The sequence below is a fragment of the Rothia sp. HMSC065G12 genome, assembly GCF_001811455.1.
GTDB classification, from domain to species: Bacteria; Actinomycetota; Actinomycetes; order Actinomycetales; family Micrococcaceae; genus Rothia; species Rothia dentocariosa.
Window position 1 is genome coordinate 124713 of the sequence record NZ_KV804796.1, and the last position, 13613, is coordinate 138325.

Annotated in this window: 13 protein-coding genes and 1 pseudogene; 8 read left to right on the forward strand and 6 right to left on the reverse strand. The window is 52.3% G+C overall.

All coding sequences use genetic code 11. The features are described 5' to 3' along the window. Positions 1–248 precede the first annotated feature (248 nt). The 5 genes from HMPREF2804_RS01255 (at position 249) to HMPREF2804_RS01275 (ending at position 4351) form a co-directional block, all read left to right on the forward strand. Positions 249–1238, forward strand: a complete 990-nt coding sequence (locus HMPREF2804_RS01255; protein WP_070449371.1) for a mannose/fructose/sorbose PTS transporter subunit IIA — start codon at positions 249–251, stop codon at positions 1236–1238. Further along, positions 1235–2107: a PTS mannose/fructose/sorbose transporter subunit IIC gene (locus tag HMPREF2804_RS01260; RefSeq protein ID WP_070449374.1), complete on the forward strand. Its 873-nt coding sequence runs from the start codon at positions 1235–1237 to the stop codon at positions 2105–2107. Before HMPREF2804_RS01255 ends, HMPREF2804_RS01260 begins: the two co-directional genes overlap by 4 nt. A 9-nt stretch (positions 2108–2116) precedes the next feature. Continuing rightward, positions 2117–2980, forward strand: a complete 864-nt coding sequence (locus tag HMPREF2804_RS01265) for a PTS system mannose/fructose/sorbose family transporter subunit IID (RefSeq protein ID WP_004005902.1) — start codon at positions 2117–2119, stop codon at positions 2978–2980. A gap of 104 nt (positions 2981–3084) precedes the next feature. Next, on the forward strand, positions 3085–3852 hold the full coding sequence (locus HMPREF2804_RS01270; RefSeq protein ID WP_048755410.1) for an HAD family hydrolase: 768 nt from the start codon (positions 3085–3087) through the stop codon (positions 3850–3852). 70 nt (positions 3853–3922) lie between these two features. Then, a complete protein-coding gene (locus HMPREF2804_RS01275; RefSeq protein ID WP_048755411.1) occupies positions 3923–4351 on the forward strand; it encodes a hypothetical protein in 429 nt (142 codons plus the stop codon). A gap of 170 nt (positions 4352–4521) precedes the next feature. Here HMPREF2804_RS01275 and HMPREF2804_RS01280 read toward each other — a convergent pair whose 3' ends face one another. Together HMPREF2804_RS01280 and HMPREF2804_RS01285 are read right to left on the reverse strand one after the other, a co-directional pair. Next, a complete protein-coding gene (locus HMPREF2804_RS01280) occupies positions 4522–5409 on the reverse strand; it encodes a nucleotidyl transferase AbiEii/AbiGii toxin family protein (protein ID WP_168164896.1) in 888 nt (295 codons plus the stop codon). After that, the gene (locus HMPREF2804_RS01285) at positions 5406–6236 is read right to left on the reverse strand and encodes a type IV toxin-antitoxin system AbiEi family antitoxin domain-containing protein (protein ID WP_048751399.1); all 831 of its coding nucleotides are present in this window, start codon (positions 6234–6236) and stop codon (positions 5406–5408) included. Before HMPREF2804_RS01285 ends, HMPREF2804_RS01280 begins: the two co-directional genes overlap by 4 nt. A 96-nt stretch (positions 6237–6332) precedes the next feature. Between HMPREF2804_RS01285 and HMPREF2804_RS01290 the strand changes: the two are divergent. Then, positions 6333–7103: pseudogene (locus tag HMPREF2804_RS01290) on the forward strand (LLM class flavin-dependent oxidoreductase); the annotation flags it as partial. A 346-nt stretch (positions 7104–7449) separates the two neighbouring features. Here HMPREF2804_RS01290 and HMPREF2804_RS01295 read toward each other — a convergent pair. The 4 genes from HMPREF2804_RS01295 to HMPREF2804_RS01310 form a co-directional block, all read right to left on the reverse strand. Further along, positions 7450–7818: a hypothetical protein gene (locus HMPREF2804_RS01295; RefSeq protein WP_070626966.1), complete on the reverse strand. Its 369-nt coding sequence runs from the start codon at positions 7816–7818 to the stop codon at positions 7450–7452. A 9-nt stretch (positions 7819–7827) separates the two neighbouring features. Further along, entirely contained in the window at positions 7828–8259 is a 432-nt protein-coding gene (locus HMPREF2804_RS01300; protein WP_070534561.1) for a hypothetical protein, read from the reverse strand. Positions 8260–8431: 172 nt separating this feature from the next. Next, on the reverse strand, positions 8432–10168 hold the full coding sequence (locus tag HMPREF2804_RS01305) for a cation:proton antiporter (protein ID WP_070626967.1): 1737 nt from the start codon (positions 10166–10168) through the stop codon (positions 8432–8434). A gap of 252 nt (positions 10169–10420) precedes the next feature. Beyond that, positions 10421–11311 (reverse strand): biotin synthase, encoded by an 891-nt coding sequence (locus HMPREF2804_RS01310; RefSeq protein ID WP_070626968.1) that lies wholly within the window; start codon positions 11309–11311, stop codon positions 10421–10423. Between the two features lie 160 nt (positions 11312–11471). Here HMPREF2804_RS01310 and HMPREF2804_RS11430 point away from each other — a divergent pair, with 160 nt between their 5' ends. Next, positions 11472–12065, forward strand: coding sequence for a TetR/AcrR family transcriptional regulator (locus HMPREF2804_RS11430; RefSeq protein WP_037231446.1), 594 nt, complete (start codon positions 11472–11474; stop codon positions 12063–12065). Positions 12066–12191: 126 nt separating this feature from the next. Further along, positions 12192–13583 (forward strand): galactokinase, encoded by a 1392-nt coding sequence (locus tag HMPREF2804_RS01320; RefSeq protein ID WP_070626969.1) that lies wholly within the window; start codon positions 12192–12194, stop codon positions 13581–13583. The last annotated feature ends 30 nt before the right edge of the window (positions 13584–13613 follow it).

Genomic DNA, 13613 nt, shown 5'->3' on the forward strand with positions numbered 1-13613 from the left:
ATAACAGCTCTTTACCCCCTGTCCGACTGATAACCTTTCACGCTCTCCACCCTCTAGACCATGTCCTTAAGAACGACATAGTTTAGGTCACATATACTATATTTATGTGCCGAGCGGTTCTCGTGTAGAAGCATTTTTTCATATATTTTTCTCCATATTTAAAACCATTACCGACCGTGATATTCTCAAAGGGCTTAGACCCTTAAATACGGAAACAACACACATTCTGTAGTAACGAGAGGACCATCATGGTCACTATCATCGTGGCGGCACACGGGGAGTCAGCACCCGCGCTCTTAAAGACCGCCAGCATGATCCTCGGAAACCTCGATAACGTGTATCCGGTGACATTTCTCCCCGGGCAGGGTCCGGAAGATTTGATCGAAGAGTACACGCGCATCGTTGCGGAAACAGGATCCGAAGAAACCCTTATTCTCGTCGACCTCTTCGGCGGCAGCCCCTACAATGCAGGCGCTCGATTCGCGGCAGAACACGAAAATATTGATGTTGTCGCAGGCGTCAACGTGCCGATGCTCATCGAAGTTATCAGCGGCGCCGGTCGCAAAAATGCAACCCTCAAGAGCCTGGTCGCCAAAGCCCATAAGGCGGGCGTGAAGGGTATTCGCTCCTTCCAAGAAGCCAACCAACCGGTACAGGAAGAAAAGCCTTCTCAAGAGGCAAAACCCGCCAAAACACCGGCGGCACCGGAAATACCCGCAGAACAGCAGGTTGAAGGCGGGCATATGGATGCTATTTTCACGCGCATCGACTCCCGTCTTATTCACGGGCAGGTCGCGGGCACCTGGGTTCCTTACGTGGCACCGCAAACCTTTATTGCCGCATCGGATGCAGCCGCCCACGACAACCTCCGCAAGACCCTGCTGCTGCAGGTGGCGCCCGCCGGAGTCAAAACCAATGTGCTCGATATTGCTAAAGCGGGGCGCGTGTACAACAACCCCAAGTACACCGGCATGAAAACCATGTTTGTACTCGAATCCCCGGTCGATGTGGTGCGTCTAATAGACGAAGGCGTCGAAATTCCAGAGGTCAATGTTGGCGGCGTAACCTACAAAACCGGTATGACGCAGCTTTCTGAGGCCGTCTACGCGAGCGAAGAAGACCTCGACGCATACCGTGAGCTTCTCAAACGCGGCGTCAAGCTGTACGTACAGCAGCTTCCCAACCACAACCCCGTCGATCTGGCAAAAATTTTGAAAGAGAAAGGCCTCGACTCATGAGTCCCCTCGCATTTATTCTCGTCATCGTGGTGGCGTTCATTGCGGGTGTCGCATCCGTGGTGGACGAACGCCAGTTCCACCGCCCCCTAGTGGCATGTACCCTCATGGGTTTCGCCCTCGGAGATCCCACCACTGGCATTATCTTGGGCGGCATGCTCGAACTCATTGCCCTCGGGTGGATGAATGTCGGCGCGGCGATGGCACCCGATGCGGCGCTCGCATCATGTATCGCAACGGTCGTCGTCATTCACGGTCACCTTGATAAAGCGCAGGGCATCGCCGTTGCTATTCCGATTGCAGCAGCCGGGCAGGTGCTCACCATTTTCGTGCGAACTATTACCGTCTTCTTCCAGCATCAAGCCGACCGGTTCGCCCAAACGGCGAATTTCCGGGGTATTGAGCTCATGCATATCAGCGGTATGGTTCTGCAAGGTTTGCGTGTGGCTGTCCCAACCGCCGTGGTTGCCCTTATTAACTCCGAAACCCTGCAGAACTGGCTGCAGGCTATTCCTGCTGAAGTGACGAACGGCCTGCGTATCGCTGGCGGCATGATTACGGTGGTCGGTTTCGCCATGGTCATTAACATGATGAAGTCCCGCGCCCTCATGCCATTCTTCTTCCTCGGATTCATCGCGGCAGCCGCTATTCCGGCGTCCCAGGAAATCACGCTCAGCGGCGGCAACCATGATGCTATCGGCAACCTCGCCGCAACCCTGGCAGATCCCGCGCAGCTGAACCTAGTCGCGATCGGTATTGTCGGAGCGTGCCTGGGACTGCTGTATACCCAGCTGAATCCAATCTTCCATAAGAGTGAGGCGGCACCGGCAGCCGCACGCCCAGCCGACGACCTCGATAACGAGCTTGAGTAGGAGCGAATCATGACTGAGAACACTCAAGAAAAAGTAACCGCAGAGGTTCCCGACCTCACCAGGCGCGACAAGATTGATACCTACATCCGCTCCACCTTCCTGCTCGGCTCCTTCAACTTCGAGCGTATGCAGGCCATTGGTTTTGCGGTGTCGATGATACCCGCGATTAAACGTTTCTACACCAAGAAGGAAGATCAGGCGGAAGCACTCACCCGTCACCTGGAGTTCTTCAACACCCAACCCTGGGTCGCGTCCTCCATTATGGGTGTGACTGCCGCTATGGAGCGCGAAAAGGCAGCCGGTAAAGAAGGTATTGACGATGCCGCCATTACCAACGTGAAGGTTGGTCTGATGGGACCGCTCGCAGGCGTGGGCGACCCGATTTACTGGGGTACCGCGCGCATCGTGCTGGCGGCGGTAGGTGCATCCTTCGCTATTGCGGGCAATATTCTGGGACCGCTGATTTTCTTCTTTGGCATGACCGCGATTCGGTGGGCTACCCGCTGGTACGGCTTCAAATATGGGTACGAAAAAGGTACCCAAATCGTGGGCGAAGCGGGCGGCAACACCCTGCAGAAGATTACGCAGGGCGCCTCGGTGATGGGCCTGTTCGTGATGGGGTCGCTCGTGTACCGGTGGACGACCATCAACATTCCGCTCAAGCTCACGGAATACGAACAAAACGGTAAGAACGTTGAGGTCACCGTGCAGTCGATGATGGATCAGCTGCTGCCCGGGCTCGCCGCACTGGCCCTGTGTTTCCTGTGCATGTGGCTTCTGCGCAAGAGGGTTAACGCCATTTGGATTATTTTCGGTCTCTTTGCCGTGGGTATTGCAGGTTCCTACCTCGGATTCCTGTCACTTCCCTCGTAAGCCCTAGTGACTGTTTAGCCACCCTGTGGGATGCGCGCTCCGGTAGACTGGTACCGGGCGCGCATCCCGTGATTTTTAGCCACCGCACAGACCTGAGGAATCCCATGAAAAAACTGATGGCATTCGACTTGGATGGAACTCTGCTTTTTGACCGGACCATCGACCCCGCGAATGTACAGGCTATTCACCGCTGGCAGCAGGCCGGGAATCTTGCGGTGTGTGCGACGGGGAAAAGTATTTTCGCCACGAAACTTGCCCTCGATAAAACCGGCGTAACCTTCGATTACAACGTGTTGTACACCGGCGCGGTTGTGACCGATGCCGAGTACAACATCCTGCACGCGCAAACTCTGCCGGTGTCAGTGGTGCGCGCCTGCTATGAACGGTTCAAAGAAGAACCGGGGGTCGCTCTTTTTGCCACGACTTTAACCCATGACTATCGTCTGGCGGATAATGTGGGGTCTTCGACTAATATTCTGCCCGAGTTCCTGCCGCTGGCAGAGTCCGAGATTGATACCCAAGATTATGTGGGCGTGCCCCTGTGGATTCCTGAAGACGATGCTCGCGAGCGCACCTACCGCTGGATTCTTGAGGAGTTCGGTGATTCAGTGGATTGTCACAAGAATCAGGATTTTCTGGATATTGTGCCCCCGCGGTGCACGAAGGCGACCGGGCTGGCGTGGCTTGTGGAGTACCTGAAACCGGTTGAGTATGAAACCTACACGATTGGGGATTCCTGGAACGATGTACCCATGCATGAGTGGGCGGATCATGCGGCGTCGTTCAGCTATTCCCCGGATGATGTGAAGGCGCGAACCGAGGTTTCGGTGGATCATGCGTGGGAGTTTATTGACTCTTCGTTGGGTGCGTAGATTCTACGTTTCACGTGAAACTTTTTGCGAAAACAACGTCTATAGATTGTTAAAGCGGGGTAGATGGCGAATGTCTTCAACAAATAAAGAGCGCAATCCCGAGAGTTTTGGCGATGCTTTTCGGCAGGCCGCCCGTGAGTCTTTGGTGAAGAACCAGCGCGAGCGTTCCAGCGATATTGTTTCTATTGCCCCGATTCAACTGGCGCTCGCCGCGTTGGCTATAGGTATTTATGCCCTGTGGAATAGTTGGTTGTGCTTGATTCCGCTGGGAGTGGTGCTGGTGCTCATGTGGGTGCGGTACACCATGCAGCGGCAGATTTCCCGCGATTTTACGCAACTGGATGCGGCACGCACGGCTTGGCGTAAAACCCGCGATAAGCAGTATTTAGAGTTTATGGCGGAGAATGCCGGGCGCATCCTGAAGGAGAATAAGGCGCTGACCAAGGATGCGCGCAAGCGTGTGCAGGAGTACGCCGACTACGCCTCATCCCGGCTTTAATCCGCTGCCCCCGTTTTCCCGCGAAAGAAAGGCTCTTTCATATGGACGAAAGAGCCTTTTGCAGCGATTCTGCCTGCTGAGTAGTACACCCAGGGGTGTTTTGATCACCCCTGCCGAGTACGTTGCTGCATTTATTACATATATGTAATAAATGCAGCAACGTACCTAACCTAAACCCATGCTTCCCCATTCCAGACTTCTTCTTTAAGTTCTCCCTTCATCACCTGATCCAAGAAATTTTGGGCAAAATTTTGAGCTTGAGAATACGACTCTGGGAACATTTGGGGTTCATCTACTGATTTTGCGATAAGTTTCCTGTATTCCTGATCATTCCAGTTCTCAGGGAAAATTAACCACTGACAATATGGGTCAAGGTTATTTTCTAGCCTTTTAGCTTCCAGTGCTTTGTACAGATCTGCCGCACGTATCCCAAGAGACTGCTGCGCAAGTACTGGAATATCAATAAGATCTTTAATACGTGTGCTCCGAGAACCGCAATGTCCTACCCCTGGATATACCTGCATAGTTGCAGTTACTTTATCTGCAATATGATCTACCAGTGGATATAGGCTAATATTAGGCATTTCAGGAACATCAAAGACTTCTGCTAAATCATTTCCTGGATAGGATTCATAAGGGGCTGTCGTTATATCTCCCACAACAAGGTCAATATCAATCGGAGAGCATACCGGAGCTCCTGATGCTTTCGAAAGTATGGAAACTTGAAGTTTTCGCCCTGCTTTATCACCCGGCATGACGATATTACCTTTTTCTCGTAGCCTCATCACAACATCATCAGGCGGTATATGTGCGGGGTTTCGGATAAGAATATCCTGTAATGCTTTGTGAGCATCCTGGATAGTTGATTGTGTACTGAAAAGGTCAATATCCCTAGTAGCACGGGCTTTCGTATCTCGCCATAAAAGCGCATTACCCCCTTTGAGAACCCAACCGTGTGGTGATGCCCCAAATATACGTGCTAATACAATGGCACGGTTAAATTCCGCGTCCCGTCGAGCGGGTGCAATATCAGAATATCTTCCTTTACCATCTTTCACTGAGGTGCGTGCCTGAAGGTATGTTCGTGCCAAGATTCTTCTTTCATGGTCGTGTTTTTATAAATTTTCCGGGATATTTCAACTCGATCTGAGGGATAGATGATATCGGGATTACCAATATGCCCACGACCCTCAACCGGCATAATTTTTTCGCCAGATTCTAGGTATGAATCCAAAGCCGGATGCGCAGAAACACGTGTTTCAATCCTGGTTTTGAGAAGCTCACCCATAATCCAAGGTGCGGACGCCGAGTAAACCCTGTAAGAGTACTTGTGCACTGCATCCACAACATCAGACCAGTGAACCTCATACTCTTTCTGAATAAGTTCCTGCAGAACGAGTGAAACCTTCTCAAGGTCGCGGCTTTCCCGCAAGAAATCACAGATCAGTCGGGTTGGAGGAACCAAGGGAAGACCTTCAACAATAGTGGCTTCAGCAGGCATATCTTGGCGACGCGACAGATGAATATCCTCGAAAGAGATCTGCTTACGTTCCCGTGAATAAAACTCGTACTGCTGTGTATAGAAGTCGCCTACCCCATATACTTCGGCCGCAGAGGCAGAAGCAACAATAAATTGGGGAGAATCCCACAGTCTCTCCCCCGCACTCTTTTTGGGGTCCAGCGAAAGCCACGCCGCGCGAAGATCGCGATGGATATCCCAGCGAGCAGAGGACAAAACGTACACACCTCGCCGCACCTGCTGTACATACCCTTGACGCACTTTACGATGCAGAGTCGCACGGCTTACCCCGCGCACATCCACCTGTGCCGAGGTTATGAGCCCATACTGTTCGCCCGCAAGAACTTCTACGTCTAGCCATCCCATACTGAGATTATTTCATATATGAAACAAAAACAGTAATATTTGAGATTACAAACTCATTTTAGAAGGTCTTATACTCACGACTGCCTCACAAGAACCTGGTTCGGCAAGGATATTCGCGAGGGCGTAAACCTCGCTATCGAGAACTATGCTCTGTTGCATAAGCTCTGGCGCGAAGAGCGTGTGAACAGGTCGGGGCGCTTCCGCACGCCGCTCAACGGATTTACCTCAACCCCGCGCCCGCTCAACGGTGTTGCCCCGTTCGTATGGCACGGCAGCATCCGTACTCCCAAAATTGCGGAGCAGGCGGCATACTACGGCGACGGCTTTTTCCACAACAACATCTTCTGGCCTAAGGAACACACGCAGCGCATGATTGAGCTGTACCGCGAACGCTACGAATATTACGGTCACGGCGGTGCCGATCAGGCTATCGTAGGTCTGAGTGGGCAGATCTTTATGCGCAAGAATTCACAGGATGCGCGCCGCGAGTTCCGCCCCTTCTTTGATAACGCCTCGGTCTACGGCGGCGGTCCGTCGATGGAGGACTTCATGGAGCAGACCCCGCTGACCGTGGGTTCGCCGCAGGAGGTTATTGAGAAGACCTTGAGTTTCCGCAATTATGCGGGCGATTACCAGCGTCAGATATTCCTGATCGACCATACGGGTCTGGAATTAAAGACCGTGCTGGAACAGCTCGATCTGTTGGGTGAAGAGGCTGTGCCAGTACTGCGCAGGGAGTTTGCAGCTCTGAAACCCGCCCACGTGCCGGAGGCACCCACCCACACCTCGCTGATTGACTGTAAGGAACGCGGTGAAGCGCCCATTCTCGGCGGTACGCGTGCTCAGCAAGCCCAGCGGGCTGCGTAATTCAGCAGTGCATTCTTTGGCATTACCAAGGGTGCCTCAGTTATCAATACCGGTTCGGGCGATGATCCGCATCGCCTTACAGTCACCCCGTTTGAGCAGCTTCTTCAGGATGCTCACGACGGGTAACGATTATCTCGCGTGTGGTTAGATATAGGGGTGGGCGGACTATCAAAATCCGCCTACCGTTATATTCTTATTTTGGAATATATACCTTTTGACATGGCAATATTCCATCATTGATATAAGAAAATGTAGGGGAGATTCAGCACAACAGTGCATCGAATCTCCCCTTGCTATCAGGTTTTCCATGAGGGCGAATATACGCCACGCTTATTTTCTGAAGGTCTTACGTTCTTTTTACAGAAGCAGTATCTTTTGCCCCATTCTCCACAACCTCTGGAGCATCAGGAAGATCCTCCAGCAGAGGTTCTGCATCCATATCCACAGCCGGTTCAGCAACTTCTTCATCAAGACGCTGCACCACCGGTTCGCCGATCTCTAGTTCTGATTCATCGGGACGTTTGAGCTGAGCGCCAAGATGAGTCAGTTGATCGCGGTTAACCAAGACAACTAACACCAAAGCGTTCAGAAAAAGACCGACGATAAAGAAAATCCAGCCGATCAGCATAAACCTTCCTCCACTGAGCACAGCACCTACTATCAGCAGTGCCGCCGAGCATAGATATGCGGGTGAGAGAAGGAATTTTGTGTTCATAGCAGACCTTTAGCGAACGTTTGAGCGTGGGTGAGAGCCTCGTGAACCGTTGGGTTTTGAGGGAAGAACTCCAAGCTTACCGGCGTCAGACTCGCGGGTCGAAGACTGCGCGGCTTCATCCGATGCGGAGTTTCCTTCTTCACCATCATAAGCCCCGTCATCACCCTCAGGACTGTCATGACGCTCCGCATTTTTATCGCGCATAGCGCCCACAAGATTATTTTCCATCTCACTTAAGCTTGTCACTAAAGCGGGTGTAGGCTCTCCTTGAGCCTTGGAAATAGTGACCATATGTGCAAGAACGTTCAATCCCAGCGCGGCAAGAACTAGAATCCATCCGAGCCACAGCAGCCATGTCTGTGAGAGGCTAATCAGCAAGGCACCGACCACGATAAGAAGTAGGGAGGTGAGATAGGCGGGCGAAAGTTTTTTAGAATTCATGGGTTTTCACAGCTTTTCAATTATGAAGAAACGCATAAAATATTCGTACACATTATGCGTTTGAACGGCGTAAAATTCCTCTTAATCCAATTTTAGATGATATGAGGTCTCAAAGCATTTCATACCGTGAATTTCCTTAATTTTCCCAGGTTCACGGTGTGAAAATCATAGCTTAACGTTGTTCATCAAATATGGCATTAGAAACATATGGCGAAGAAGGGGCGTCCTTCACGATGGGAATAGTCGAAGTTCCCAGATGACTGCGGAGCATGTTATACCTTTCAAGAGCTACGGCAGGCAACGAAGGCAGAATAAAGTTATTATTCGTGCGCACATTCTCAGCCTGAACCAGAATATCCAACTTACGAATTACTCGGGAAACATCGTGGGAATCGTAACGATCCTGAGCTGAAATCACTGCACGCTGTGCCGCCATCAGCGCCGCATCACGCAGACGAATATAGTCGCTTCGCTTATCCTTGAGCTTTTCGATATGGGGCTTATATTCCTCAGGCAGGCTCTCGATAATCTCGTCGCGGCGAGTAATAGCGGTGTACATATCCTTCACGCGAGCGTAGGTCTCTGGATCAACCGTTGCCTTTGCTTCTTCCTGCAGGGCTTCCAAAGCCGCATTCTGAGCCAGTTTGAGCAGTTCTGGAACGGCGGTATCTTCCTCATGGTTCACCTGCACCTTCAAGATCCTCACCACAAACGGCAGGGTCAGTCCGGGCACCACGAGGGTAAAGAACAGAACCGAAATCATCATCACGATAGCGTCTTCGCGCACCTGTTCCATACCGTCGATCATGGGAATAGAGAGCGCAAGAATCAGGGTCACTAGGCCGCGCATCCCCGACCAGGTCATCACGATAACCTCGGCGAAGGATTCGGGAGCACCTTCATGCACCGGGCGGGCAGCCTTACCAACCAGCCAGATGACTGTGAACCACACAAGACGAATTATCATCGCGACCACAGCAATAACGGCACCATCGACGAAGAGACCGGCAATACGCTCTGAGTTGGCTTTATAGATAATTTCGCTCGCCTGCAGGCCGATCAGCCCAAAAGCAATACCGGTCATGAGCAATTCAATAATCTGCCAGAAAGATGAAGTCGTCAGACGATCCTCAGCTTCTAAGGCCACCAAATACTTAGTGCTGGTGAATTGAATTGCGGCGATCACCACGGCAATAACGCCGGATGCGTGAATATTTTCTGCCACCAGGTAGGCAGCGAAGGGAATTACAAGAGTTACGGCATTTCTTGTCACCACATCGTGGGCGCGCAGACGCACATAACCACCGATCCAGCCAAATGCAAAACCGATAATAACTGCTAGAACCGATCCTAAAGCGAAGTCCCTCATAACCTCGATTGGTTCGATGGCGTGATGTTCCTCCATCGAATGAATAGCAGCATGAAAGAGCACAATCGATATAGCATCGTTGAAACTACCCTCAGTCTGAAGCGTGCCAATCAGACGTCGTGGAATGCCGACAGGCTCGGCAACGGCCTCAACAGCAACGGGGTCAGGGGGTGAAACCGCGGCACCAAGTGCCAGAGCGACAGCAACCGTCATTCCGGGAACCCACCACAGGGCAACACCGGCAACGGCAAGCGCAGATGCCGTGGTGAGCAGCACCGAATAAAGGAGAACGGATTTCCAGCGGCGCCGGAGTGTACCCCAGGAGAACTTTACGCCAATGGCCCACAGCAGCGGCGGCAGGAAGATCGGCAGAATAATATCGCTGTCGATTTCAATATGGGGTCGATCGGGAGGTAGCAGCAGCGCTCCAACACCCAGGATGGTCATCATCACGGGCCAGGGAAGATTAAGGCGATCGCCAACGCTCACCATAATGACTGTTGCAAGTAGAATCAGAACTATAACGGATAAGTAGAGCATTGTCTCTCGTATCAACCCCTTGTATTTTTAGATACACTCACATTCAACTTTACCGGAGAGTCACAGGTAACAGCCCTTCTCACAGGAGAGTTCGGGTAATGTTCACCTACAAGACGAATAACCGTAAGGTAATACTATTCCAATTTTGGAATATACCGCTTTTACCCTGCAAAGACAGGGAACCCCTTCACCAAAATCAACCTCTGCGAACTTGGTGAAGGAGCAATTATATTCCGTGAGGGAAGCTAGATGCTATGCCGACCCACAGCCGCCGGAACCGCATCCGCACCCACCAGAAGCGGCGGGTTTCGGAACCTCAACCGGCTGAGCGGAATCATGCCCACCACAGCATCCACCTTCGGAATGCGCGTGCTGTTCTGTCGAGACGGAATCGGATCCACAGCCGCCCGAGCCACAGCCGCATCCACCCGAGGATGCGGCAGGCTCGCTTTCGTGCCCGCCGCAGCATCCGCCGCCATCAACGGAACCGCAGGCTGAGCCGCGTGCCTCACGGTGGCCCATCAAATCAACACCGAGCTCCGAAAGATACGCTAGGTACCCGGCGAGCGCATCGCGACTGCCCGAACCGGCGATCACAATCCCGCCGTGACGCAGTGCTTTGAGGGTTTCATTCACGAGCGGCCAACGCTCAATATCATCGGTAATGGTAATAGCACTCACAATATGCATAGCCAAAGATGCCAGCGAACGCAGCGACTCTTCGTAGCCTTCGGGAAGGTGAATAACCTTATCGGGGGCGGCAAGCCGCAAGACGGAGAGGATGCGCATCAGCGTCATCGGAACCGCCTGCTGAGGTAGTTTTACGGTAATGCCGGTAGATTTCCCGGCCCCTAAAGCCACCATCCGGTCAGCGAGTTCATGAGAATCAATATCTTGGCTTATATCTAAAATTTCATAAGAATCAATAGAAATTGAACGTGTACCTAATGCTTCAGCTAATTCCTCATCTTCAGTATGAATTGCTATTACATTGCGAAATTCTTGGCGGCGAAGTGCAGATGCTGCTTCAATAAGCGCAAAATCTTGACCGTCTTCAGTGCTCAGAAGCGACTGCGCTTCATCGCGGGTCAGCGCCTCTCCCCCGCTAATGCGTGCCACAAGTTCGGAATATGCGTTACTCATACCATTTATTAAACACCTACGTAAGCCTCAATTTTTACAGTTATGCCACTAGCAATTTCTATAGTTTTCTACATAAATACAATTACTTCTTCATACTCTTTACGAGAATTTATAGGTGTTTTTCATGACAGCAGAGAGATTTCACCCGTAAAATAGACGTGTGGTACTTTCTCAAGCAAAAATTTTAGACACAGCATTTGATCTTCTGGTAACCAATGGTTTAGCGGATTTGTCGATGCGCCGTTTGGCAGCTGAACTTCAAGTTGCTCCCGGCGCCCTCTATTACCATGTCAAGAATAAACAGCACCTTTTGGTGCTTCTTGCGAACTATATCTTGGATAAGAAAGCTCCAAAGGAGCTTCTTATGCCCGCGGATTCTAAGGATCCAGAGGCAGTGAAAGAGTCCTTGATCGTGCGCGGACAGGTTCTTTTCGAGACTATTTATTCCATTCCAGAATTTCCTGAAGTTATTCGCCTAGCATTGGCAACTAATCCTGAGCGGCTCAAGCCCGTGGCGGCCATTGCCTATGACGCACAAAATATGGGGTTTGAGCCTGGGGAGGCGCTGCGCCGCGCCCGCATGCTCATTCACCTTGCCTTGAGCCTGGTGGAAGAGGCACAGGCTATTCCTGTATTAACTTCGCTGACTGCGGAAGCCGAAGAGAATCCCCTGCAGGAAATTCCCAAGCCGGTGTGTGAAGCATATACAGCTGATATTTCCACTGCTATCGATGGGCTCATGCTCTCCAAATAATTCCCGCATACAGATGCATATGCATCAGCCGGGGCTGCTGCCGTTGTGCAGTCGTGCCCCGGTACGCAGGCGTGCAGATGGTATGTTGAAGAGTACCGTTTTATCGCATTGCCTGAATGGAGTTCTATGACGACCACCGCAATCCCGCAGTGGGCTTCTCTGCCCGAACATCAGGATGAAATTCAACGGGTACGCCAAGCGTTTCGACAAACCTACGGTAAAGAGCCTGATGGGGTGTGGTCCGCCCCCGGTCGTTTGAACCTCTTGGGCGAATACATCGACTTTCTGGGTGGTTCGTGCATGCCCATGCCGTTGCCCTACCGTACCTACATTGCGGGGTCGTTGCGCCGAGACGGGGTGCTGCGCGCATCCTCTCTGCAGATGCCCGGAGACGAACGCACAATTGTGATTCGGGATATTCAACCCGGGCATATTAAGGGTTGGTTCACCTATGTTGCCGGTGTTGCGTGGGCGATGAATCATGAGGGTGGCCGCGATATTATGCTTCCCGGCCAGTTCGGGGCTGATTTGCTCATTAACTCGCGGGTTCCCGTGGGAGGGGGGCTTTCTTCGTCCGCCGCTTTAGAATGCTCCACAGCACTGGCGCTTCTTGACCTTTCCTGCCCGCTGCGCCCCGGTTGCCCGGATACCGATGCGGTTCCTTCCGACCGCTCCCCCGATAATGATGCACTCCGGGCTCGCTTAGCGCAGGTATGCATCACCGCAGAGAATAAAGTTGCGGGCGCCCATACCGGCGGACTCGATCAGACGGCGTCGCTGCGGTCAAAGCCAGGCCAGGCCTTGGTCGTCGATTTCCGTGATTTTTCGATAGACCCTATTCATCTGAACCTGCAGAAGCACGGGCTAAGTTTTCTTGTTGTTGATACGAATACCCCGCACGCGCTGGCGCATAATGGTTTTGCCGCCCGGCGTGCCGCCTCTGAATCGTGTGCGAAAGCGCTTGGTCTCACCTTTCTACGTGATGCTCTTCCCGAAGATCTTACGTGTGCACACCACGATGAACGCGAGGCTAAAGAATGGCGTTTGGAACTGGTAGATTCTTCGGTTAATCGTTCTCTGACAGCGTTAGAGGAACGTGAGGGCCCGGCAACTTTCCCGCGCGGTTGGGTCCGCCATGCGTTTCACGATATGACGCTGGTGGGGCGCGCCAGCTACCTGCTCAAACATGCGGATGAGCTGGGGTATCGGGCTTTTGAAGAGGCCGGGCGCATCTTTACCGAGTCCTTTATTTCGATGCGCGACGAGCTTCGCGTCTCCCGCCCGGAGATCGACGCTGCGGTTGAAGCCTGTCTGATGCATGGAGCCTTAGGGGCGCGCATCGTTGGAGGCGGTTTCGGCGGCGCCGTGATGGCTCTTGTTAAAACATCCCGACTTGAGGAAACAGCTCAGGCGATCGCCCAAGCATACGCCGAACATGGGTACGCCGAGCCTCGTTTTCTGCCGATGGTTGCCGGTTTTCCTGCGGATTGTGATTGGCTCTCGGAGAACTTTAGATAAATTTCACCCTAACTCATGTCATGATATTTC

Excerpts from the sequence above, each read along its gene's own strand:
- HMPREF2804_RS01275 (WP_048755411.1), top strand. The coding sequence starts at position 3,923 with ATGTCTTCAACAAATAAAGAGCGCAATCCCGAGAGTTTTGGCGATGCT.
- HMPREF2804_RS01255 (WP_070449371.1), top strand. The coding sequence starts at position 249 with ATGGTCACTATCATCGTGGCGGCACACGGGGAGTCAGCACCCGCGCTC.
- HMPREF2804_RS01260 (WP_070449374.1), top strand. The coding sequence starts at position 1,235 with ATGAGTCCCCTCGCATTTATTCTCGTCATCGTGGTGGCGTTCATTGCG.
- HMPREF2804_RS01295 (WP_070626966.1), bottom strand. The coding sequence starts at position 7,818 with ATGAACACAAAATTCCTTCTCTCACCCGCATATCTATGCTCGGCGGCA.
- HMPREF2804_RS01310 (WP_070626968.1), bottom strand. The coding sequence starts at position 11,311 with ATGAGTAACGCATATTCCGAACTTGTGGCACGCATTAGCGGGGGAGAG.
- HMPREF2804_RS01300 (WP_070534561.1), bottom strand. The coding sequence starts at position 8,259 with ATGAATTCTAAAAAACTTTCGCCCGCCTATCTCACCTCCCTACTTCTT.
- HMPREF2804_RS01270 (WP_048755410.1), top strand. The coding sequence starts at position 3,085 with ATGAAAAAACTGATGGCATTCGACTTGGATGGAACTCTGCTTTTTGAC.
- HMPREF2804_RS01320 (WP_070626969.1), top strand. The coding sequence starts at position 12,192 with ATGACGACCACCGCAATCCCGCAGTGGGCTTCTCTGCCCGAACATCAG.
- HMPREF2804_RS01285 (WP_048751399.1), bottom strand. The coding sequence starts at position 6,236 with ATGGGATGGCTAGACGTAGAAGTTCTTGCGGGCGAACAGTATGGGCTC.
- HMPREF2804_RS01305 (WP_070626967.1), bottom strand. The coding sequence starts at position 10,168 with ATGCTCTACTTATCCGTTATAGTTCTGATTCTACTTGCAACAGTCATT.
- HMPREF2804_RS01265 (WP_004005902.1), top strand. The coding sequence starts at position 2,117 with ATGACTGAGAACACTCAAGAAAAAGTAACCGCAGAGGTTCCCGACCTC.